Source organism: Mesorhizobium sp. M0983 (assembly GCF_040318975.1).
Lineage (GTDB): Bacteria > Pseudomonadota > Alphaproteobacteria > Rhizobiales > Rhizobiaceae > Mesorhizobium.
Window position 1 is genome coordinate 1 of sequence record NZ_JAMYNH010000042.1, and the last position, 20,741, is coordinate 20,741.

16 protein-coding genes and 4 pseudogenes are annotated in these 20,741 nt (G+C 58.1%); 18 read left to right on the forward strand and 2 right to left on the reverse strand.

Annotated features, from left to right (window positions below; genetic code table 11):
• From NKH71_RS32250 to NKH71_RS32315, 14 genes and pseudogenes are all read left to right on the forward strand, one after another.
• A partial coding sequence (locus NKH71_RS32250; protein ID WP_352896267.1) for a transposase occupies positions 1 to 440 on the forward strand: 440 nt, incomplete at its 5' end.
• A gap of 81 nt (positions 441 to 521) precedes the next feature.
• Positions 522 to 2,084: a phytoene desaturase family protein gene (locus NKH71_RS32255; protein WP_502900449.1), complete on the forward strand. Its 1,563-nt coding sequence runs from the start codon at positions 522 to 524 to the stop codon at positions 2,082 to 2,084.
• Between the two features lie 345 nt (positions 2,085 to 2,429).
• Positions 2,430 to 3,134, forward strand: a complete 705-nt coding sequence (locus NKH71_RS32260) for an autoinducer binding domain-containing protein (protein ID WP_502900452.1) — start codon at positions 2,430 to 2,432, stop codon at positions 3,132 to 3,134.
• Between the two features lie 428 nt (positions 3,135 to 3,562).
• Positions 3,563 to 5,141: pseudogene (locus NKH71_RS32265) on the forward strand (BID domain-containing protein); the annotation flags it as partial.
• A 53-nt stretch (positions 5,142 to 5,194) separates the two neighbouring features.
• A pseudogene (gene traF / locus NKH71_RS32270) lies at positions 5,195 to 5,569 on the forward strand (conjugative transfer signal peptidase TraF); the annotation flags it as partial.
• A gap of 117 nt (positions 5,570 to 5,686) precedes the next feature.
• Positions 5,687 to 6,825 (forward strand): annotated as a pseudogene (locus NKH71_RS32275) (conjugal transfer protein TraB).
• Positions 6,826 to 7,348: 523 nt separating this feature from the next.
• Positions 7,349 to 7,627, forward strand: a complete 279-nt coding sequence (locus NKH71_RS32280) for a hypothetical protein (RefSeq protein WP_352896270.1) — start codon at positions 7,349 to 7,351, stop codon at positions 7,625 to 7,627.
• Between the two features lie 80 nt (positions 7,628 to 7,707).
• Positions 7,708 to 8,225 (forward strand): annotated as a pseudogene (locus NKH71_RS32285) (aminotransferase class III-fold pyridoxal phosphate-dependent enzyme); the annotation flags it as partial.
• Positions 8,226 to 8,445: 220 nt separating this feature from the next.
• Positions 8,446 to 9,225, forward strand: coding sequence for an ABC transporter permease (locus NKH71_RS32290; protein WP_352896272.1), 780 nt, complete (start codon positions 8,446 to 8,448; stop codon positions 9,223 to 9,225).
• Between the two features lie 85 nt (positions 9,226 to 9,310).
• Complete coding sequence (locus NKH71_RS32295; RefSeq protein WP_352896274.1) at positions 9,311 to 10,270, forward strand: ABC transporter substrate-binding protein; 960 nt, start codon at positions 9,311 to 9,313, stop codon at positions 10,268 to 10,270.
• 80 nt (positions 10,271 to 10,350) lie between these two features.
• Positions 10,351 to 11,151 (forward strand): ABC transporter permease, encoded by an 801-nt coding sequence (locus NKH71_RS32300; protein WP_352896276.1) that lies wholly within the window; start codon positions 10,351 to 10,353, stop codon positions 11,149 to 11,151.
• The gene (locus NKH71_RS32305; RefSeq protein WP_352896278.1) at positions 11,148 to 12,008 is read left to right on the forward strand and encodes an ABC transporter ATP-binding protein; all 861 of its coding nucleotides are present in this window, start codon (positions 11,148 to 11,150) and stop codon (positions 12,006 to 12,008) included. Before NKH71_RS32300 ends, NKH71_RS32305 begins: the two co-directional genes overlap by 4 nt.
• A gap of 352 nt (positions 12,009 to 12,360) precedes the next feature.
• Positions 12,361 to 13,980, forward strand: a complete 1,620-nt coding sequence (locus NKH71_RS32310; RefSeq protein ID WP_352896280.1) for a GMC family oxidoreductase — start codon at positions 12,361 to 12,363, stop codon at positions 13,978 to 13,980.
• A 198-nt stretch (positions 13,981 to 14,178) separates the two neighbouring features.
• Positions 14,179 to 14,829 (forward strand): lyase family protein, encoded by a 651-nt coding sequence (locus NKH71_RS32315; protein ID WP_352896322.1) that lies wholly within the window; start codon positions 14,179 to 14,181, stop codon positions 14,827 to 14,829.
• A 43-nt stretch (positions 14,830 to 14,872) separates the two neighbouring features.
• Here the strand turns inward: NKH71_RS32315 and NKH71_RS32320 are convergent, their stop codons facing one another.
• Complete coding sequence (locus NKH71_RS32320) at positions 14,873 to 15,271, reverse strand: RidA family protein (RefSeq protein ID WP_352896283.1); 399 nt, start codon at positions 15,269 to 15,271, stop codon at positions 14,873 to 14,875.
• Between the two features lie 274 nt (positions 15,272 to 15,545).
• Entirely contained in the window at positions 15,546 to 17,030 is a 1,485-nt protein-coding gene (locus NKH71_RS32325) for an FAD-dependent oxidoreductase (protein WP_352896286.1), read from the reverse strand.
• 190 nt (positions 17,031 to 17,220) lie between these two features.
• Between NKH71_RS32325 and NKH71_RS32330 the strand changes: the two genes are divergently transcribed.
• The 4 genes from NKH71_RS32330 to NKH71_RS32345 all read left to right on the forward strand — a co-directional run bounded on the left by NKH71_RS32330 (position 17,221) and on the right by NKH71_RS32345 (position 20,623).
• Positions 17,221 to 18,003, forward strand: a complete 783-nt coding sequence (locus NKH71_RS32330) for a 2-keto-4-pentenoate hydratase (RefSeq protein ID WP_352896289.1) — start codon at positions 17,221 to 17,223, stop codon at positions 18,001 to 18,003.
• A complete protein-coding gene (locus NKH71_RS32335; RefSeq protein ID WP_352896292.1) occupies positions 17,990 to 18,667 on the forward strand; it encodes a hypothetical protein in 678 nt (225 codons plus the stop codon). Before NKH71_RS32330 ends, NKH71_RS32335 begins: the two co-directional genes overlap by 14 nt.
• A gap of 16 nt (positions 18,668 to 18,683) precedes the next feature.
• Entirely contained in the window at positions 18,684 to 19,529 is an 846-nt protein-coding gene (locus NKH71_RS32340) for a fumarylacetoacetate hydrolase family protein (RefSeq protein ID WP_352896295.1), read from the forward strand.
• 182 nt (positions 19,530 to 19,711) lie between these two features.
• Positions 19,712 to 20,623, forward strand: coding sequence for a dihydrodipicolinate synthase family protein (locus NKH71_RS32345; protein WP_352896298.1), 912 nt, complete (start codon positions 19,712 to 19,714; stop codon positions 20,621 to 20,623).
• Positions 20,624 to 20,741: the final 118 nt, after the last annotated feature.

A 20,741-nucleotide genomic window follows, 5' to 3' on the forward strand; every position in this document is an offset into this window, starting at 1 on the left:
ACTTCCTCAGAAACGCGCTCGACTACGTGCCGCGCAAGGTCGACGACGATTGCCTGATGGAGCTCAGATGGTTCTACGACCGGCGCGACCTTGCCGAGGTCAAGCGCGACCTGGCGCAGTGGATCGCCAAATGGCAGGCCAAATACCCGAAGCTGGTCAACTGGGTGGAAGATAACATCGAGGAGACGCTGAGCTTCTATCGGCTGCCGCTAGCTCACCACAAGCACATGAAGTCGACGAACATGCTGGAGCGGCTGAACCAGGAGATCAAGCGGCGCACCCTGGTCGTTCGCATCTTCCCCAACCCGCGGAGCTGTCTGCGGCTGGTTCGGGCATTGGCGGTGGAGATCCACGAGAACTGGCTCGAGGCGACCCGCTATCTCAACATGGATCATCTGCGCGAGCACAAGAAGGAGAGCCTGAGGGCCTTGGCCGCCTGAGCACCGTCATGTGTCCGCCGCTCCGCTAAACACGGGGGCTGCGCGGCGGACACGCCAACGTCAACGCAATGCCACGCCATTTTGCAGAACTTGACGCACACAACTCGCGCCGGGATTAAGACGATTGTGCTGGAAAGACGCGGCGTTGTTGGAGGCGCGGCGGTCACTGAAGAGTTCCACCCGGGCTTCCGCAACTCAGTCTGCTCATACGTTGTGAGCCTACTTCATCCGAAAGTTATCCGCGATTTGGAGCTCGGAGCCCACGGCTTGAAAATCGTGGAACGGCCTAGCTCCAGCTACCTACCTTTGCCTGATGGCGGCGCCATGGTCGTACCTGGAGACGTCGACGCAGCAGTGCGCGAGATCGCCAAATTTTCACGCTGCGATGCCGAACGGTTTCGCGTCTTCGATGATCAATTGCAAATTATTGCTGACGTAATTCGAGGCACATTGCTTGAAACGCCTCCAAACATCGGCGGTGGGCTCGGGGACCTGCTCACTCTCCTGACCACAGGTAACCGCTTCCGGAAACTGAAACCAGCTATGCAACGAGAGTTCATAGACTTGATGACGATGAGTATCGGCGATTACCTAAACGAATGGTTCGAGTTCGATCCCCTCAAGGGAAACCTCGGATACGAATCGATCGTCGGAAACATGGTCAGCCCCTATCACCCGGGGAGTGCCTATGTCCTCATCCATCACGCGTTGGGAGAAATCAACGGCAAAAAGGGTGCGTGGGGACACGCCATTGGCGGCATGGGCTCAATCACTCAAGCGATGGCACGGTCCGCCGAGTCGAAGGGCGCCGAGATACGCGTAAGTTCTGGGGTACGCGAAGTAATCGTGGAGAGAGGGGCTGCACGGGGTGTTGTGTTGGAAGATGGCAGTGTCATTCGAGCACGTGCCGTCGCCGCCAACGTAGGCCCAAAGTTGCTATATCTTAAGCTAATCGATCAATCAGCACTCGACTCCGAGTTCCTTCGCCAAATCCAGGGATGGCGTTGCCGCTCCGGGTCTTTTCGGATGAATCTCGCTCTGTCGGAGATGCCGCGCTTTAACGGATTGGACCAAGCAACCGACCCTACAACGGCGCTCAGCGGCGGAATTCACATAGCATGGTCGCTCGACTATCTCGAACGCGCATACGACGATGCTAAGCGCGGCGCTTGGTCAAAAGAGCCGGTAGTCTCAATGAACATTCCGAGCCTTTATGACGGAAGCCTTGCCCCACAGGGGCGTCACGTTATGAGCGTCTTCTGCCAGCACTTCAATCCCCAGCTTTCTGGCGGCAAAACGTGGGACGACGTAAAGCCAGAAGTGGCTGACCTTATCATTGCGACGATTGGTAAGTATGCTCCGAACATTGAATCGAGCATTCTCGGTCGCCAGGTACTGACACCATTGGACTTGGAGCGCGAGTTCGGCCTAGTCGGCGGTGATATCTTCCACGGCGCTCTGCACTTTGATCAACTCTACTCCATGCGACCAGTCGGGGGTTATGCTCAATATCGCGGTCCCATACCTAACCTCTATATGTGTGGCTCCGGAACTCATCCTGGAGGCGGCGTATCTGGTATGCCCGGCCACAACGCCGCCCGGGAGATCATTAGAGACTTCAAGAGGCGTCGATTGGCCGCTTAGCTTCGTCGGTCCGCAATCCCTTTGAGCCCCAATCGCAGAACGCTTTGAAGGCGACGACGAGGCGATGCCGGAATTTGGTGAGATCAGAAGGGGCGATTTCTCTCGCTGAAGCTGCTGCCTGCCGCCGCTGTCCGGTCGTCACGCGACCGAGACCTACGTGCGGCGCGCCCTGCCGGTGCCCTCCCCACCGGCGGGGCGCTATTCTCAAAGAGCTCCATGGGAGTGGTTGCAGCGCATCCGCGACCGAGGTTTTGAGAGCTACGATATCGGAATGCCAACACCAGGTGGTTTTCAGCGGAAATCAAGGCACCAAAAACGGAGAAGACCGAACAGGAGGTTCGAGTGTTGAGAACCTGGTTCCACAAGCTGTCCGATATCTCGTCACTGGCAATAACAGAGGCTATGTTGAAGGAAGCGCTCACCCATGCGGTCCATGAGCTCGGCTTCGACTGCTATGCCTACCTCAACATCCAACCGGTGCGGACCTACGCGGTATCGAACTACCCGGTTGAGTGGCGGCAGCGTTATTTGGGACGCGGCTACAAGGATGTCGATCCAGTAGTCACTACCGCGCGGGCAAAAATGGAGGCCTTCACTTGGGCGGCTGAAAGCCCAAGAAGGGTATCATCAGGGCGAGTTCGCAGTTTCTATGCTGAGGCAGGCGATTTCGGCATCCGGTCGGGCGTCACGATCCCGCTCAAGACGGCGTTCGGCCACATGTCGATGCTGACGGTTGCATCGCGCAAGCCGTCGTTGTCGCTGGAGCGCGACATCGATCAGCTTGCGGCTGTAACAGCTGTTGCGCTTCTCCACGCGAAGTTCGAACAGCAGGAGGCCGAACCGACGGCGAGCGTTCAAGTCGAGCTCACCGCCAGGCAGGCTCTTTGCCTCAAATGGTCGGCTGAGGGCAAATCGATGAGAGCAATCGCGGCGATCGAGGGTATGTCCTTCGCGACAGTGAACTTCCATCTGAATAATGCCCGCAAGGCCCTCGACGCCGGAAGCCTCGCGCAGGCAACCGCCCGCGCGACGAAGCTCAAGCTGATCTGAGGCTGGGCATTCGAGCGGCAACAGCGACAGAAGTACCGACTTGTACGCCTCTCGTCGCGGGGTGACGATCAATAGGAATTGGAAGACGCCGGCTCGGCGGGGCCCCGACCGTAACCGGACCTTGGCTCGTGCGCGTGATCGGGACGACACTGGCAAACGGAGGCTAACCTCTCTATGAGGCGGCGCGAAGGGTAGTACGCGCTGCCCCGGGGTGTGGAAACCCCTACTCAGCGGTCGGTGCCAACCGGGAAGGCACCAACGATCCTCTGGCCTTAGGCCGGGGCCTGTGACGTATGCCAGGCGCCTCGGTGCTAAAGGTCGCAGGACTGTCTGAGTACAGTTTCCCACCCCCGGCTTTGGATCAGGGATTGACGTTCGCGGGGGCGCACCGCGAACCACGTTTATGAAGAGCAGGGATGGAGTCGCTGCTGAAGGCCGAAGCTGTCGCCAATCTCATCGCGGACTGGGATCGCGATTACGATCCCGGCAAGACCTCGCTCATCCTGGCGCATCTGCGCCGCGACGTACGCACGCTCAACACCATGGCGCGCGAGAACCTGGTGGCGCGCGGCGTTGTCGGCGAGGGGCATGCGTTCCGCACCGAGGACGGCGTGCTAAAATTCGATGTCGGCGACAGAATAGTTTTTCTGAAGAACGACAGCGCGCTTGGCGTGAAGAACGGCATGCTCGGCAAGGTTGTCGAGGCCGCGCCGAACCGCGTCGTCGTGGCAATCGGCGAAGGCGACCAGCGCCGTTCCGTCGCCGTCGATCAGACCCTCTACCGCAATGTCGACTACGGATACGCCACCACGATCCATAAAGCCCAGGGCGCCACCGTCGATCGCGTGAAGGTGCTGGCTTCCCTTTCGCTCGACCGCCACCTGACCTATGTCGCGATGACCCGGCATCGCGAGGACATGGCGCTCTATTACGGCCGCCGCTCCTTCGCCTTCAACGGCGGGCTGGCCGAGGTTCTGTCCCGCGCACGGCCCAAGGAGACGACGCTCGATTACGAACGTGGGACGCTCTACAGGCAGGCGCTGCGCTTCGCCGAAAACCGCGGCCTCAATATCGTCCGCGTCGCCCGCACGCTGCTCAGCGACCATCTCGACTGGACGATCCGGCAGAAACAAAAACTTGCCGAACTGGCGTTGCGCCTGCGCGGCCTCGGCGAGCGTCTCGGACTTTTCGATAAACCCATAAGCCAGACCCCGAAGGAGGCCGCACCGATGGTCGCCGGTGTCACCCTGTTTGCCAGATCGATAAGGGACGCGGTGGAGGAAAAGCTTAGCGCCGATCCCGCCGTATCAAAGCGATGAGAGGAGATCTCAACGCGGTTCCGCTACGTCTTCGCCGATCCGGAGGCTGCGTTCCGGGCGATGAATTTCGACGCGGTCTTGTCGGACCCGGCCAAGGCGAAGGAAGCGCTGCAGCGGCTTGTCTCCGAGCCGGCGACGCTCGGCGCGCTCAAGGGCAGGACCGGTCTTCTTGCCGGCAAGGCGGACCGCGAGGACCGGCATGTCGCCGAGCTCAATGTGCCGGCTCTGAAGCGCGATATCGAGCGTTATCTCAGCCTGCGCGAGGCTGCCGCCCAGAAGCTTGAGGCCGAGGAGCAGGCGATGCGCCGTCGCGTCTCCATCGATATCCCGGCGCTCTCGCCGGCGGCGCATCGCGTGCTCGAGCGGGTGCGTGACGCGATCGACCGCACGACCTGCCGGCAGCACTCGGCTACGCGATCTCCAGCCGCGAGGTGAAGGGGGAAATCGACGGTTTCAACAAGGCGATCGCGGAACGGTTCGGCGAGCGCACGCTGTTGACCAATGCGGCGCGCGAGCCGTGTCGAGAAGGCGGCCGAGCGTCTCGCGCCGGGCGAGCGGCAGAAGCTGGCAGAGGCCTGGCCGGTAATGCGCACGGCGCAGCAGCTCGCCGCCCATGAGCACCACCGAAACCCTGAAGCAGTCGGAAACACTGCGCCAGACGCAGCGGCAGACGCCGGTGCTGAAGTAATGAAACAGCGGCGCGCCCTCGTCATCATCGCGATCGCAGTAGCGGGCCTCGTGATGCTTGCCGGCATCGCCTGGCTCGGCGGTCTTCGCCTCAATCTCACGCGCAGCTATCCGCTCGGGCTGTGGCGCATCGAGCCGCTCGAACGCCCGGCGCAGGCGGGCGACCTCGTCTTCATCTGCCCACCGGACACGCCGGCGTTCCGGATGGCGCGGGAGCGCGGTTATCTCGGCCGCGGGCTCTGCCCCGGCTGGTTCAATCCGCTGATCAAAACGGTCGTCGCAACACAAGGCCAGACGATTGCGATCGGCACCGCCGTCTCGATCGACGGCTGGCCACTCGCCCATTCCGATCTTCGCCCATGCGACGCTGCGGGCAGGGCGCTCACGCCCCATCTCGGCGAGCAGGTGCCGGGCGGCTTACTCTTCCTTCATTCTGATTTTGCAGGCTCCTATGACTCACGATATTTCGGGCCGATCCCGCCCTCGGCTTGCTCGGCCGCGCCCGCGCGCTCCTTACCGTCGATCCATGAGATGGCGCACGGTGCGATGCTGATCGCGCTCGCCGCGCTCGCCGGCGCCATTGCCTGGAGCGGCGATCCGCTGACGCTGCCGCTGGCGATGATCTTTCCGGCGCTGTGGGCGACGGCGCGGAACCGCATTGTCGCGGCGCTTTTCTCTGCGGCCTATTTCCTGGCGTCCTCGCGCGGCCTGCCGCAAGGCGTGGCCAACTTCTACGGCTCCGATCTCTGGCCCGGCCTCTTGCTATGGCTCGCCGCCTCGCTGTCATTCGTTGCCATCCATTCGGCTCTCTCGACGAAGCGTCCGGGAGGGAGAAGGGCGGTGCGGTTCGCGCTGGCGGCTGTGCTGATGGCGGTGCCGCCCTTCGGGATCGTCGGCTGGGCGCATCCGCTGACGTCAGCCGGCGTGCTGTTTTCCGGTTGGGGGTGGCTTGGCCTCGCGGCTACCGCAGTCGGCCTGCTCGCCATGACCAGGAGAACGTGGCCGGCTGCGGCAATCGCGTTGGCAGGCTTTTGGCTATGGTCCGCCGCAACATGGACGGCGCCGCCCGCGCCCAACGGGTTCCGTGGCGTCGACCTCGAGATGGGGCAAAGCCTCGGTCGCGATAACTCACTCGGACGGCAGCGTGACCTGATCGCTACAGTCATGCGCGTAGCGGAGCAGGGCAAAGAGATCGTCGTGCTTCCCGCAGGCGCGCTTGGATTCTGGACGCCGAGCGTTGAGCACTTTTGGCGCGATGCTCTCAGCGGCAGCGGCGTCAGCGTGATCGCGGGCGCAGCGCTCGTCGGTCCGTCGGGATATGACAACGTCCTGATCGAAGTCTCGGCACATGAGGCCGGCATTCTCTATCGCGAGCGCATGCCGGTCCCCGTCTCGATGTGGCAGCCTTGGCGCGGCTTGGTGGGGCAAGGCGGCGGCGCACGGCACATCTCTTCGCCAATCCCGTTGTCGAGCTCGCTGGCCGCCGGATCGCGCCTTTGATCTGCTACGAGCAGCTCGTCATCTGGCCCGTCCTGCAGTCGATGCTGCACGCGCCCGACGCTATCGTCGCCGCCGGCAACGGCTGGTGGACCGCCGACACCTCCATCGTCGCCATCCGGAACGCCAGCACGATCGCCTGGGCACGGCTCTTCGGGCTGCCTCTCATCACCGCCTTCAACAGATGAACAGGGGAGCTCCCCCTGGTCAAGGCCGCCTCATCCAGAAATGCGCCGGGTCCCGGCCTGAAACCGGCGAGCGTCGAGAGATTAATCGCTGAGGTTGGAACGGAGAATCAGCTGGCGAAATATCCCCATAGGCCGCTGTTCGGCGAGGTTTATCGAAATTGTCGCTCACGACAACGGCGCAGAAGACGGGACAGCACTTCTAGAAGCGCTCAAGGCCTTGCGAGCAGGGCAGTTCGACGGCGCATACGTGTGGCCAAAGCCGCTGGGTTGCTGGTGTTGAGACTCAGGAAAGCGCGGCAACCGAAGCGGAGCCGACGCCCAGCGGAGGCCGCTCCGTCAGCGGAGCCGGACACGGCCGATCCGAACGAGGGGGGCATTCGGGTGGAGTTGCCGGCAAGCATCGGTCAGGATGGATCGCCCTGAGTCTCCATCGCTCTGCAATACCAACACTCCCACACACGGTTACATTAGCGCCGGCGCCCCTGGCGCGGACTTCGACCGCCGGCTTTCTGGTAACCAGCCAGTGAACCGGCGATCCACGACCGAACCGTCCTATCCGCTCGTCGTGCGCATTCGGGGCTGTCACGAGGTAGTACCCTCCAACGCGAACGTGGGTGTCGAAGAGCTCGACAAGCTGTCCCTGGCTGATCTCCTCGGCGACCATCAGATTGCTGGTCAGGGCCGCGCCTTGGCCGGCAAGGACGGTATCGAAACCGAGATTGGCATCCCACAGACGCGGCCCCTTGAGCTGCCGATCGAGCTTCACCCGGCCTGCATGAACCAGCTCGTCCATTGCGCATAGGATTCCTCGTGGATGAGCAGAAGCTGCATGAGCTCGTCGATCGAGACGGGCATTCCGTTCCGCGCGAGCCAGGCGGGACTCACGCCGTCAAGATCGCCAGCGCCGCGACCGGGCGTGCGGGGGTCCATTGCATTCACCGGCGGCTTTCATGGCCGGACGACCGTGACTATGGCGCTCACCGGCAAGGTGGCGCCATACAAGTTTGGCATCGCCCCGCCTGGCGTTTTCCATGTGCCGTTCCCGGTCCCGCATCACGGCACCAGCGTCGCCGATACCCTCAAGGCGCTGGACTACGTGTTTCGAGCCGATATCGGGCCGGAGAACGTCGCCGCGATCATCATCGAGCCGGTTCAGGGCGAAGGCGGGTTCCCTCCCGACCCGCCCGAGCTCCTTGAGCAGTTGCGCGCGATCTGCAACCAGCACGGCATCCTGCATCGCCGACGAGGTGCAGACCGGCTTTGGGCGCACCGGGAAGATGTTCGGCGCCGAGCATTCGGGGAGCGAATCCGACCTAATCACGGTCGCCAAATCACTGGCTGGCGGCTTGGCGCTCTCGGGCGTGATCGGCCGGTCCGCCAGCCGCCGAGCCTGGCGGCCTAGCTTTAGCTTAGGCTTAGAACAGGATGTCGTTAAGGTGACGGTTGAGTGCCGGGCCCCAGCCCGCTGGCGCGCTCATCAGAACTCACTCGCGGTGTGAACTCTCCCATCCGTGTCGGAACGTGATTTTTTGAGGTCCCCATTTTCCCTGTTGACTGAGCTACGGAAAGAGATAATCATGGAACGATGTTCCAGATGAATAGACGTTTCAAGTGAGTTCGATGGACGGATTGCCAGAACCTCCGGGAAAGAAGATCAACCTGCCAGAGTGGCTGCTAGCATCGTTCTGGATCTTGGCAGTGGGAGCGATCTGGTTCGCTGCGGTTCGGTATCTGAAAATTCCGGATTACATTCTTCCGAGTCCCGATCTCGTTGTGGTTTGGATCGTCGATAGGCCGGGCTATTTCTTGGCTGCCACCGCTTCCACACTTAAGCTCATTGCTATCGGCTTTTGCGCTGGCGTCGCAGCTGCCATTCCGGTTGGCTTCGCGCTCGCGAAAATACAATGGCTGGACCGATCTCTGTATCCCTTCATCGTTTTCCTTCAGGCCATGCCGCTGATCACGATTATACCGGTCCTGATCATCTGGCTCGGATACGGGCTGGCTTCGACTTGGATTTTGGTTGCCTTCAGCGTCTTCTTCCCCGTTACGGTGAACGCGATTGCAGGGGTACGAAGCACACCCGACCGACTTTTCTTCGTCACACGGACCATGGGGGCGAGCCGCCTTCAAACCTGGAGACACGTCGACTGGCCTATGGCGCTTCCCTACTTGATGAGCGCCTTTCGTATATCTTTGGCCGTTGCCGTCACGGTCTCCGTAGTCGCCGAATTCATAGCCTCAAACGAAGGCCTCGGATACGCGGCATTGCGGGGCGTTAGGAATAGGGACTCCGTCCAGGTTTTTGCGGTCGTGCTAATAACAGCAGCCCTGGGGGTCCTGCTTAATGCAATTGCTCAGTTTCCGGAACAAAGAGTCTTAAGAAAATACCGGGATTGAGAGGCAAGGTGAAATCAACAGCCAGAAGGTGGAACACATGTTGAAATTTCGAAGGTACCGGACCTCAGCTGCCGCAATATGTTTTATGCTTGCGGCTGTCGCGAACTCGCCAGCAGTAGCAGCAGAAAAGGCCAAGTTAAGCCTCAACTGGCTGCCCGATGTTTCAGGCATCGGGATTTTCTACGCCGATGCTCTCGGGTACTATAAAGATGTCGGGATTGAGCTTGAGATAGAACCAGGAAAGGGGTCGGGGGCGACGTCGCAACTCGTCGCAGGTGGCAGTACCGATGTGGGGCTTGCCGCCGCCTCAAGCGCGATTGGGGTTGCAGCAAAGGGAGCGCCACTCAAAATCATCGCGCCAATTTGGCAGGTGGGGGATTGGGGCATTACCTCTCTCAAGGATACGCCCATCTCAAGTCCGAAGGACCTGGAAGGGAAAACGATCGTTCTTGCGCCTGGCACTGCGGACATGCCGCTCTTTGATACGATGGTCCGTGTGAATGGCGTCGATAAATCAAAGATCGATATTCAAATGGTCTCTGGCGCAGGGGGAATCGGTCTTTTGGCGGAGAAGAAGGTCGATGGTGTTTCGGCGTCGCCCGGCGACATTATGATCCCGCTCGCCGAGCGGGGGATTGAGGCGAAACAGATGTACTATAAGGACTGGGGTGCATCGATGCCTGGGCTGAGCCTGATCGCCCGAGAGGACAAGCTCCAAGCAAATCCCGAATTCTATACAAAGTTCCTCGATGCGACCCTCAGAGGGTACGCGGCGGTAATCGAGAATCCGGAGGCTGCCGTCGATGCCCTCCGGGAGCGCTATCCCGATTCCGCGCCTAAGGAAGCACTGCTGGAGGAGCTGACAAAATACGGAATTCCTGCGTGGTGTGCACCTGGCGCGCCAGGTCTTGGTAAGCTTCCTGCCGATGATTGGGCCATGACTGGAGAGATTCTCACCGCGACGTTTGGGTCCCTGGGCGATGGCGGCATCGAAGCGATGTACACCGAAGCCTATCTTCCGAGCACGCTTCCTGCATGTCCCTGACCACAAAGGGTGGTGGCGCGCGTAGCAGTTGGGCGCGCCACCGATTTCCTTTCATTGCAAGATCAAAAAGCAGAACAACCATGGCCATCGCGTTCGCTGAAATCTCAAGGCCCTTTCGACTTCGCGTCGGGGGAGGGGCTGAACGGATAATCCCTCCAGTATCAGTTCTGATTGTACTCCTCGTTACCTGGGAATTCAGCAGCCAATGGTTTGACGTGCCAAAATACCTTTTTCCGGCGCCAACGGACTTCATGTACAGGTTCGTCTCCGATTGGAGGGTGCTCGCCTACCACGCTCTGGCCACCGGGTACGTCGTTGTGATTGGTTTTACCATCGCATCGTTGACTGCGATCCCGTTGGGGCTGGCGATCGCCTCATACCCTTCGCTGCGGCGCAATTTTATGCCGGTGATCGTTTTTTTCGAGATTATACCCAAGACGATCACGGCTCCCCTCTTTATTGTATGGCTCGGTTTCGGGTTTCCACCCCGGATCACTTTGACAGTGGTGATGACGTTTTTTCCGATCTTGTTAAACAGCATTGCTGGATTCACATCAGTAAACCCCCGGCTGCACCTCATCACGAAATCTATGGGCGCCAGCCCGTGGCAGTCCTTTCGGTTCATTCGACTTCCAGCAGCGATGCCATATATTTTTACCGGGATGAAGATCGGGATGGTAAACGCGGTGACAGGCTGTATAACGGCCGAATTCATCGGTGCAAATGAAGGTCTTGCGGCGATGATACTGCAAGCGTCAGATTACATGGACCTGGATTTAATGTTCGCTGGAATATTTGCTACCGCCATGCTTGGAACAATATTAACCGGAATCTTACTTGGCCTAGAAAAGTGGCTAATGCCTTGGAGGAGCGACCAGTGAGCGGAATTCCTAGTTTGCACGACAAAGTGACTCAAATGCGAGCAACTCCACATGTGGTCAAAGGCATACCACCTCTCGCAGTTGCGCAAGAGAGGCGTAGATTTATCGCCGCATCGGATGTTTCCAAATCTTTTGGCGATTTCCGTGCCCTTGGGCCGGTTAGCGTCGATATCGGCGAAAGAGAATTTGTAAGCATTCTCGGCCCCTCTGGATGTGGCAAGAGTACCCTGATGCTAATTATCGCGGGGTTGCTTCAACCAACGAAGGGACGTATCGAAGTCAACGGAAAAGTCCTTACAAGCCCAATGACTGATGTCGGAATTGTATTCCAGGATCATTTGCTGCTTGAGTTCCGGACTGCTATTGACAACGTCCTTCTTCAGCGAGAAATCCGACGTCTTGACCGCGCTGCAACTCGAAAGCGTGCGGAGGAACTGTTCCAAAAGCTTGGACTTTCCGGGGCTGAAACGCGCTATCCACGGCAATTGTCGGGCGGAATGCAGCAGCGCGTCGCCATCGCTCGGGCCTTGGTTCATGATCCCTCGGTCCTGCTGATGGATGAACCATTCGGGGCCCTTGACGCCATTTCACGGACGCAAATACGGCATGACCTTGAAAGGCTATGGATGGAGACCTCCAAGAGCGTTCTGTTCATCACCCATTCAATCGAGGAAGCAATCGGGTTGTCAGACCGTATTTTGGTCATGTCGAACTCCCCTGGAAAAATCGTCGAGGAGATACGCATCGATTTGCCAAGGCCACGGCCGGCTTATCTTGGGCAATATCCAGAATTCGATAAATATGCCGAGCAGATCTACAAGATTTTTGAGAAAATGGGTGTTTACCGCTTCAAGTAGAGCGCGACAACGGTGTTGAGCAGAATCTCGAGGCAGTGCGAAATCATTGATACGTAAGTGCCGACTCTCTCGGAAGAATAATAGTGGGATGAGCTAATTTCGTCGCAATGCAAGCGACGGCCAGGTCTGAGCCGGTACCACAAAGCCGCTTGTCCTCGGTCCACCTGATACAACTTGTCGAGCACAAGGTTGATAGGACGCACCATTTGGAGCGTGGAGACGTGCAGCGTTGCGCTTAGCCAAACCTAGTGCCAGCCAGAACGCTAATAATCACCGCCAACCGCGATTGTCGGCAGATGTCGGGCGCCCGTCGACTGGCCACTTTCCATAAAGAACGAGTATGGATCCGAGAATGGTCAAAGCTTGGGATTTCGAGACCGATTATTGCGTCGCTGGCGCTGGGTCTGCTGGTAGCGTCATCGCCGCTCGCCTATCCGAGGATGAGAGCTCGGTGCTGTTGTTGGAGGCCGGTCCCAGGGATTGGAACCCTTTCATCCACATTCCCGCAGGCTACTTCTACCTGCTGAAGGATCGCCGCTTCAACTGGATGTACAAGACCGAGCCGAATCCCAGGACCCTCGACCGGAGCATCATTGCTCCCGCCGGTAGAGGTCTCGGGGGCAGCAGTTCCATAAACGGCATCCTATTCGCGAGAGGACAAGCTGCTGAGTATGACTGGTGGGCTGAGGACCTGGGATGCGAGGGTTGGGATTATGCAGGATTACTTCCGTACTTTAGAAAGGCAGAGAACTTTGTTGGTGAAGCGTCCCAGCATCGCGGCACCTTCGGTCCCGTGGCGGTCGCCCCATTTCGCACGGTTCATCCACTTGCGCAGGATTTTGTAAGAGCGGCGACCCAGGCGGAACATGCTGAGGTTGCAGACATGAATGCTCCCGTCAGGGAGGGCGCCAGCCTCTTTCAACAAAACCGCAAGGGTCGTTTCAGGGCGAACACCGCCTCAGCTTACCTTCGTCCCGCCTTGAAAAAAGGTCGTAACCTGCGAGTCGAGACGAACGCAATTTGTGCTCGGATTTTATTCGCTGGGAAGAAGGTGGACGGCTTGGAGTTTGTCCAAAACGGACATCTTCGGCGCGTGAAAATACGTCGTGAGCTGATTGTTTCTTGTGGCACTCTGCGATCGCCGCAATTGCTCCAGCTAAGCGGGATCGGGGACCCGGCGCACCTGAAGCAGATTGGCGTTCCAGTCCTTCATGCTTCACCGAATGTCGGCCAGAATCTCCGTGACCAATATATCGTCAGAATATCTCATCGCACCCAGGGCATCCTTACGGTCAACGAAATGAACAATTTCCTGACCATTGCCCTAGAGGGATTGAAATACCTCGCTCATAATAGGGGGCTGCTCACCCTTGGAGCGAGTATGGCTTCCCTCTTCTGCAGGAGTTCTCCATCAGCAAAGTTTGCTGATCTGCAACTAATGTTCGCCCCAGTGAGTTTTTCGCCTTCAGTTCCAGGCGCTCTTGACAAGGCAGGGGGGATGACGATCGGAGTGTTCCTAACCTGTCCCGATAGCACCGGGACTGTGTTGGCTCGCTCCTCAGACCCCCTAGAGTTACCCGCCATAAGTCCGAACTACCTTAGCGCGCCAACAGACTGGCCGCGACTGCTTGTTGGATTGCGCACTGCCCGGCGGGTATTCGAAATGGATGCCCTCAAAAAGTGGAGTGTAGGCGAGACGATGCCAGGGCCCGGTGTAGGAACGGACGACGAACTGTACGACTTTGCGCGACGGGTGGGGTCAACGGCCGCTCACTATGCCGGCACATGCCAAATGGGTTCAGATGACACGAGCGTAACGGATACTTCGCTTCGCGTTCGCGGAGTGTCAGGGCTGAGGGTAGTCGATAATTCTGTCCTCCCCAGTCCTGTGTCTGGCGGGATGAATGCTACAGCAATCGCGGTTGCCGAGAGGGCTGCAGACCTCATTCGACGACGCCTTAATCGTTCCTGATCGATCCGTGGAAGGGCTTTGCGGTAGTTATCCGCGGACCAAAGAGGGTCTTGGACAAGGTTCTTTGAAGTTGCCTCCCTCCAAGCCAGGAAAATCGACATGAACAAGACTTCGCCCAGGTCGGCAGTTAGCAACGGTGAGCGCATTGAGACAGACTTGTTGGGTAGCCGGAGCATCGACAACACTCACTACTAGGGCATCCAAACGCTCCGCGCCCGCGAGAATTTTTCTATCTCGGGCAAGACGATCGCCGACATTCCGGGCTTCACCGAGAGCATCATCCGCATCAAGCAGGCCGCCGCGCTCGCCAATGTGGTGGCTGGTGGGCTGTCCAAGGAGATCGCCGAGGCGATCGTCGCGGCCGGCGACTATTGTCTGGAAAACTTCGAGCCGTCGCAGTTTCCCGTCGACATTTACCATGGCGGCGGCGGCACCCCCGCCAATATGAACGTCAACGAGGTTCTGGCGAACCGAGTCAACGAGACACTGACCGGCAGCAAGGGTTATGACAGGGTTCCCAACACGGATGTGAACATGGCGCAATCGACCAACGATGTCATTCCGTCGGCGATGAAACTTGCTGTGCATAAGTTGTTGGCGCAGCTTGAGGTGACGGTGTCGGACCTCGTCGAGGCGCTTGTCGCAAAAGAAGCCGAGTTCAATGGTGTGATAAAACTCTCGCGGACCTGCTTTCAGGATGCGCTGCCGATCACCCTCGGCCAGCAACTGTCGGGCTATCGGTATGGCTTCCACCGCGCCCTGCACGAGTTGGAGGCCATGAGGAACCAGCCCGATCTCCAACCCTGCCTTGCGAAGACAGGACGGGCCGACCGGGAGGCGCGGCTCTGACGATGATCGCGTGTCCTTGTTTATGTCGGCCGCCCGAACATCCTCACGGGACCACGGCTATGACCTCGACCTCAATGCGCGCGCCGGGATCAGGGAGAGCAGAAATCCCAATTAGAACTGATGCAGGCGGGATCTCAGCCCTGAGATAGCGGCTACGGACCTTTCGAACGATGTCCATTAGCATGGGCTCAAAATCGGTGATGTAGTACTTCACTCGCGCGACGTGCTCGAAGCCAAGGCCGCCGGCACTCAATGTACGACCAATACTCTCGAAGACTGCCACGACTTGGTCCTCGAAGGAGGACACAACCATTTTCCCCTTCTCATCGGTGCCAACATGTCCGCTGGAGACGAACACACCGCTGCCCTTGAGGATCATACCCTGCGAGAAGCTAGGCGCGGCTTCTGACGGATTAACGGGAACGAGCAAACTATTTTCCATAGCGGACTATTCTCCATAGTGGATGGCGCATGATCTACCTGCATGACGAGATAAGCTGTCGCCCAGCTGGCACATGATAAATGGGTGCTTGTGAGTTGGACCCGGTTCGAGCCGCACGACTATCTCGGACAATCGGTCAGCAACAACGCTGCTGGGCTGAGCGTGCCGCAATTCACGTTAGTAGGCTACATCCATATCCTGTTTGAATCACAAGCATTGTTCCGCTCTGATCTATTGGTGAATGTGACTAGGTCGGGGCTTTGGGTGCATCAAGTCATCCCACCTCCCGAAGGGCAGCGGCTCGGCCTGCCAACCTCCCAGACGTAAACGCCCATCCCAAATGGTGGCCATGGCCTTCCAAGATAATCCCGCCCTGGCCGGTTGCTCCGGCAGCAAAGAGACCCGGGATGGCTTCTCCACTTTTCGAGAGAACCTCCATAGCGGGCGAAATTCTTAGTCCCCCTTCAGTCAAGACCCAACTTCGAACAGGCCCGAGTGCAATGAAGGGCGGCTGCAGCAACCCTGGCGTACCTGCACGGGGATTACTATTGTAATCCGAGACAGTTTTCTCGAGTTTAGTTGAGGGAACACCAATCTTTCGGGCGAGCGCACCTAGTGAGTTCGCCGTACTATAAATATCTTTGCGATTCCGCTTATAATCTGGTAGATAGGCATAAGCGAGTCCCGGAGCTGTCGAAATATAGTTCGGCCAAGTGCTGAATTTCTTGGCAAGAAGGCCATCCAATATTATGTACGCTTCTTTGTATGGCTGCTGAGGTACGGCGAACTGAGGCTTGTCGCACTCGTCAGCAAATCGAGACCCGTCTCTGTTTATCAGTATCGCACCACTTTCATACAACTGTCGCTGTGGTTCCAGTACCGTTGTAAGAAACATCATGATGAAAGGTCGAATTATAGGTTGAGGCAAGTTGGCCATGGACCATTTCATCAGCAATGCCAGAAATCGACTCGGCGGCAACATTGTCATGAGGTTGATCTTGGGCGGCACAAATCGAAGTTGCGGGCCGCTAACGATGTCACCGTTCACAATTTCAGCACCAACGTCCAATGCAAGCTGATGCGCATCACCTGTGCTTGTTTCAATCAATGCACCCGCTTGCGCGATTGCTTCGCCCGCATAAATTCTTTTCATTTCTCGATTGGCGCTGAAATCTCCGCCAGCTAGGACAACGCCACGACGCGCGATGAAACGACGCTGCAAGCCATCTGCTTCGGCCTCGACCCCCATAATCCTCCCGCGCTCGAATAGTAGACGACGAACACGATGATTAAGGCGTATATCGACGCCAAGCTCGCGGGCGCGCCGATACAGCGCGTGTGCGTAGGCTCGCGAATTTGGCAGTACGTTGTGCATGCGGGGAGCGCGATGGGGAGGTTCTGGCATGGGGCCGAAAAAGACAACTCCCATCTCGAGTAGTTTCCTTAAAGTATCTGGAACATTCTCTACAAAGGCTCTGCGGAGCTCGGGATTGTCACGGCACAACAGTGCGCCGTGAAACAGCGCCATATCCTCGAAGTGCGCAGCCGGCGTGTCGTGGATGCCGATGGCAGCCTGCATCGGCGATGCGCTCGACGAGAGGGAACCGATAGCCCAATTTGTCGTGCCGCCCGGCGCCCGATTCTTCTCTAGCACTAACACTCGTCGGCCCATTTCAGCCGCCTCGATCGCAGCGAACAGACCAGATCCTCCGGCTCCGACGACGATTACGTCTGTGGAATTTACAGCGGTATCCGCCACGAACTTTCTCCTTCGACTGAGCTCTCAGCGTCAACATTGCTGAAACGATCGTTCATCCGTTCCGGCTGCGCCGCCCTTGTTGTGTCCGGTGATTTTTCTGGCGAGCCCGGTTGACCTCGCCCGAGAAAAGGCCTACCCCTTGATAGAACAATGTTCCAGATAATATGATATGTCACACAGCACAAGCGAAATGGCAAGCGTCATTGCTCAGAAACTCGTCGCCGCACATCGAAGCGGCCAGCGGGTTTCGGCCGAGGTATCAGTGTTACAAGCGCTGAGCCGCGCTCAAGCCTTAAGTATTCAGGACGAAGTCGTAAGTGCATTGTCTTTCCCGGTTGTGGGTTGGAAAGTCGCGGCTTTGCCTGATGGAGACTTGATATCGGCCCCCATCGTCGAAAGCCGGCTTCTACGGAGTCCGACATCGATTTCTCCTGTGATTTTTGGGCTCGGTGGCGTCGAATGCGAGATCGCCTTCCGCTTTGCGAAAGAGCCAGTTCCCGGGAGAAACGGCTTCGCGAGAGAGCACATCATTGAGGCCATCGGCGGGGCCTGCGCGGCAGTTGAGGTCGTAGATAGCCGCTGGGCGACTACCTTCTCCACTCCTCGTAATGCGATGATTGCGGATTTGCTCTCGAACGGTGCGCTGGTCGTTGGCTCGGTAAACAGCAACTGGCGAAATGTGGCTTTTGAAACCCTGAGGGCTCGTCTCGTCATTAACGGAACTACGATCTGCCAAGATACTGGCGGCCACCCCGACGGGGACCTCATTGGCCTCTTGGTCATGTTGGCAAACGATCTGCGTAACAGGGGCCTTGCCCTCAGGCCCGGCGAGTTTGTCACGACTGGAAGCTACACAGGTTTTCATACCGCAAATCCCGGTGACGAGATTTTAGCCGAGTTTGACGGTTTCGCGTCCGTGTCGGTGACCTTCAATAGTTTTGAGAACAGCGGAGAAATCTATGCTTTGCGGTAAAGGCATGGTGGCCATCTGGAACGGAATATCAGAGGAGGGGCGCCTGGACTTCTATCAGTGGCACATACACGAGCACATGCCTGAGAGAACCGGCATTCCTGGGTTTTTGCGGGGCCGACGCTATCGATCTGCTGATAGGCAAACCCATCCTGAGTTCTTTACGCTCTATGAAGTTGAGCAATTCGACGTCATTACAGGCGAGGAGTATGCCAAGCGGCTCAATGCCCCGACTCCGTGGACGAGGCGCGCAACATCGCATTTTCTCAATACGTCCCGCGCGCTTGCGCGAGTGCTTTCGTCGGAAGGCCCTGGGCAGGGTGGCGTCCTTGCCACGGTGCGCTTCCAGTCTGCGGCAACCGATGACCAGCAGGCCACGAGTGAGCTTTCAGCGCTCGTGTCCAGCACTGCGCGATTCCCGCTCCTGACTGGGGCGCATCTTTGCAAGGCAGATGAAGAGGCCACCCAGGTGCGCACCGCGGAGAGTGAAGGGCGCACGGATTATGATGCGCCGCCCAATTGGTTCATCCTTCTGGAGGGATGTACCGTGGAATCCTTGGAGGCGCCTCTCCAAGCTGTTCTGCAACACCCTGACATACGAAAGGCGCAAGTCGGCCGCTATCTGCTCGAATACACCCGTTTGAAGACCGACGCGGCTGCCGGCTGAGCTTAAGGAAAGTGATATGAAACTTTTGCGGTTCGGGCCACCCGGCTCAGAGCGACCGGGATTGCTGGACGAGACTGGGGCCATTCGAGATCTTGGCGGCGTTATTCGGGATATTCGAGGCAGTTCCTTATCACGCGCTGGCTTAGAGATGTTGCGCTCGGTAGTTCCTTCATCATTGCCCCGTGTAGACGATAATGTTCGCCTTGGGCCTCCGGTGGCTGACGTTCGTCACTTTATCGCGGTCGGCTTGAACTACACCGATCACGCAATCGAGACCGACACTCCCATTCCAGATGAGCCGGTTGTTTTTTCGAAGGCGCCGTCATGCATCGTTGGACCAAATGATGACGTCCTGATGCCTCGAGAGTCGCGCATGTTAGATTGGGAGGCGGAAGTTGCAGTCGTCATAGGTGAGAATGCCTTTGAACTGGCTGAAGATGACGCGCTGTCGGTCGTTGCAGGCTATCTTATCTGCCACGACGTTTCCGAACGCGAGTTCCAGATCCATCGTGGGGGGCAGTGGATAAAAGGCAAGTCTTCGCCGAGCTTTGGTCCGCTTGGACCTTGGCTAGTGACGCAGGATGAAGTCCCCGATCCGCAGAACCTGAATCTCTGGCTCACAGTAAATGGGATCACTCGGCAGTCAGGATCGACAGCCAAGATGATTTTCCCGTTCAGGCATTTGATCTCATACATCTCTCGGTTCATGGCGCTTGAGCCCGGTGACGTCATTACGACCGGCACTCCACATGGTGTGGGGCTCGGGATGAAGCCGCCGGTATTTCTGCAGGCCGGCGACGTCGTCGAGTTAGGCGCTGATGGACTTGGCCGACAACGGCAAAAGATTGTCCTTCGACCATAGGTTTCGATCTGCGTCCGTTTCGCCCCTCGGCAACATTGCTTCCCCAGTCATACGGCGAATGTGGCTTATCGATGCCGATGTGATGGCATCCACATTGACAATGTCAGAAAATTCAAACAGAATGGAGTTCCATCCAGAACGTCATTCAGGTCTCCTAATGAGACGACAAACGAGGAATTGAAATGAGGACTAAGTGGGCAGGCGTTTTCCCAGCGGTCACGACCAAGCTGCAGGAAAATGGCGATGTTGATCTGCTTGCGACGCAAGGCAGTATCGAGCGCCTTATTCAGAGTGGCGTTTCCGGCATTATTATTCTCCCGATGCTGGGTGAAAACGCGTCTCTGACCCTGGATGAGAAAGAGAAAGTTATTCGAGCTGCAAAGGAAGCTGTCGGCGGGCGCGTTCCGCTTCTTTCGGGTCTCGCCGAAGTCTCAACGCAAGCCGCAGTCGATACGGCGCGCAAATTCCAGAGCTTTGGGGCGGAAGGATTGATGGCGTTCCCAAGCATTGCATACAAATCTGATCCCCGTGAGACCTCAGAATGGTACCGGACGCTAGCGGCCGGCTGCGATCTCCCAATCATGATCTATAACAATCCGATCGCATATGGTGTCGACGTGACGCCGCAAATCCTGCGTACGCTCGAGGATGTCGATCAGATCGTCTGCATCAAGGAGGAATCCGGCGACATTCGCCGTGTCACCGATCTCTACAACGAGCTCGGAGATCGCTTTGCGGTATTCTGCGGCGTCGACGACTTGATACTCGAGAGCCTCGCCTTGGGTGTGACGGGATGGGTTTCAGGAATGACGAATGCTTGGCCTGAAGAGTGCGTGCGGATCTTCGAATTGGGCCGAGCCGGAAAGTTTGCCGAAGCACGGGAACTGTATCGGATGATGACCCCGGCTTTTCATCTGGATACCAGCGTCAAGCTTGTCCAGTACATCAAGCTTGCTGAGCATCTTGTTTACGGAGCGCCCGAGTGGACACGTGCGCCGCGTTTGTCACTGGTCGGAGATGAACGCGAAAGGGTGGCTTCTGTGATCAACAACACTATCGCCTCACTGAGCGCGCGCAACTCTAAAGCGGCTTAGATCAGGATGGGCGTGGTGAGCGATATTCGCGTGAGCCGCTGAAGCTTTAAGGCTCTCCGTTTCGTTTTCGATCGTCCTGGCCCAAATCAGCGAGGGTTCAGTTGAGGCTCTGCTGAGA

What these genes read in the sequence shown, in the direction of transcription:
- NKH71_RS32290 (WP_352896272.1), top strand. Translation starts at nt 8,446, where the DNA reads ATGGACGGATTGCCAGAACCTCCGGGAAAGAAGATCAACCTGCCAGAG.
- NKH71_RS32295 (WP_352896274.1), top strand. Translation starts at nt 9,311, where the DNA reads ATGCTTGCGGCTGTCGCGAACTCGCCAGCAGTAGCAGCAGAAAAGGCC.
- NKH71_RS32300 (WP_352896276.1), top strand. Translation starts at nt 10,351, where the DNA reads ATGGCCATCGCGTTCGCTGAAATCTCAAGGCCCTTTCGACTTCGCGTC.
- NKH71_RS32310 (WP_352896280.1), top strand. Translation starts at nt 12,361, where the DNA reads ATGGTCAAAGCTTGGGATTTCGAGACCGATTATTGCGTCGCTGGCGCT.
- NKH71_RS32320 (WP_352896283.1), bottom strand. Translation starts at nt 15,271, where the DNA reads ATGGAAAATAGTTTGCTCGTTCCCGTTAATCCGTCAGAAGCCGCGCCT.
- NKH71_RS32330 (WP_352896289.1), top strand. Translation starts at nt 17,221, where the DNA reads ATGGCAAGCGTCATTGCTCAGAAACTCGTCGCCGCACATCGAAGCGGC.
- NKH71_RS32335 (WP_352896292.1), top strand. Translation starts at nt 17,990, where the DNA reads ATGCTTTGCGGTAAAGGCATGGTGGCCATCTGGAACGGAATATCAGAG.
- NKH71_RS32340 (WP_352896295.1), top strand. Translation starts at nt 18,684, where the DNA reads ATGAAACTTTTGCGGTTCGGGCCACCCGGCTCAGAGCGACCGGGATTG.
- NKH71_RS32345 (WP_352896298.1), top strand. Translation starts at nt 19,712, where the DNA reads ATGAGGACTAAGTGGGCAGGCGTTTTCCCAGCGGTCACGACCAAGCTG.